This is a genomic window from Variovorax sp. 20P10.2.4 (genome assembly GCF_058244205.1).
The window spans coordinates 1-1,314 of record NZ_JBZAYE010001122.1 but is presented as its reverse complement, the minus strand read 5'-3'; the positions used below and the strand labels follow the sequence as shown (position 1 = coordinate 1,314).

Here is a 1,314-nt window from a genome sequence, read left to right as displayed (position 1 = left end):
GGCCAGCACCGAGATGCCCGCCAGGCCCGGCAGCCGCGCCAGTTGCGGCCCGAGGTTCTTGACCACCACTTCCTGGTTGCCCAGCACTTCGTCGACGTGCAGCGCCACGCGCTGCGCGGCGCTGCGTACGATCACGAGGGTGTTGGTGCGGCCCGCGATGTGCTCGCTGCGCGGCGAGGCCTGCAGCAGCGCGCCGCCCCAGTAGAACGGCACCTGTTCGCTGCCGAACGGATGGGTGTCGTGCAGGTAGGCCGATTCGAGGTCGGTGGCGTTCACGCGCTGCACCAGCTCGACCAGGTTCGACGGCACGCCGATCGACACCTCGCCGAAGCGCAGCATGACCACGTGCGTCACCGCGGTGGTCAGCGGCAGCACCAGCTTGAAGGTGGTGCCCTGGCCCGGCTGGCTGCGCGTCTCGATGCGGCCGCCGAGCGCGGCGACCTGCGCGCGCACCACGTCCATGCCGATGCCGCGGCCCGCGAGTTCCGACACCTGGCCGGCCGTCGAGAAGCCGGGCCGGAAGATCAGCTCGGTGGCCTCCTCGGGCGTGAGCGGCTGGTCGGCCGCGAGCAGGCCCAGCGAGCGGGCCCGCTCGGCGATGCGCTCGTGGTCGAGGCCGGCGCCGTCGTCGCGGAAGCTCACCGACACGTCGTTGCCCTCGTGCGCGAGGTCGATCACGATCAGGCCGCTGGCGTCCTTGCCGGAAGCCTCGCGCCGCGCGGCGTCCTCGATGCCGTGGGCCACGCAGTTGCGCAGCAGGTGCTCGAAGGCCGGCGTCATCCGGTCGAGCACGCCGCGGTCCATTTCGATCGAGCCGCCGGTGATGTCGAGGCGCACCTGCTTGCCGGTGTCCTTCGAGGCCTGGCGCACCACGCGGTAGAGGCGGTCGGAGATGCCCTCGAACTCCACCATGCGCGTGCGCAGCAGGCCGCGCTGCAGTTCGCGCGTCTGGCGCGCCTGCACGCTGAGGTCGTCTTCCGTCGCCTGCACCGTCTTCTGCAGGGTGCGCTGCACGGTCGCCACGTCGTTCACCGACTCGGCCATCATGCGCGTGAGTTCCTGCACGCGGGTGAAGCGGTCGAACTCCAGCGGGTCGAAGCCCTGCTGCGAATCCTTGGCCTGCGCCAGCCGCGACTGCATCTGACTCTCGGCCTGCACCTCGATGTCGCGCAGCTGCTGGCGCAGGCGGTCGAGGTTGCCCGTGAGGTCGGCCAGCGAGCCGCGCAGCGAACCGATCTCGGCCTCGAGCCGCGAGCGCGTGATGATGACCTCGCCGGTCTGCGCCATCAGGCGGTCGAGCAGCTGGGTGCGGAT

Annotated in this window: 1 protein-coding gene; it reads right to left on the bottom strand. The window is 71.2% G+C overall.

Features of this window, described 5'->3' with window-relative positions; genetic code table 11:
• A partial coding sequence (locus tag AC27VN_RS41640; RefSeq protein ID WP_490880534.1) for a chemotaxis protein CheA occupies positions 1 to 1,314 on the bottom strand: 1,314 nt, incomplete at both ends.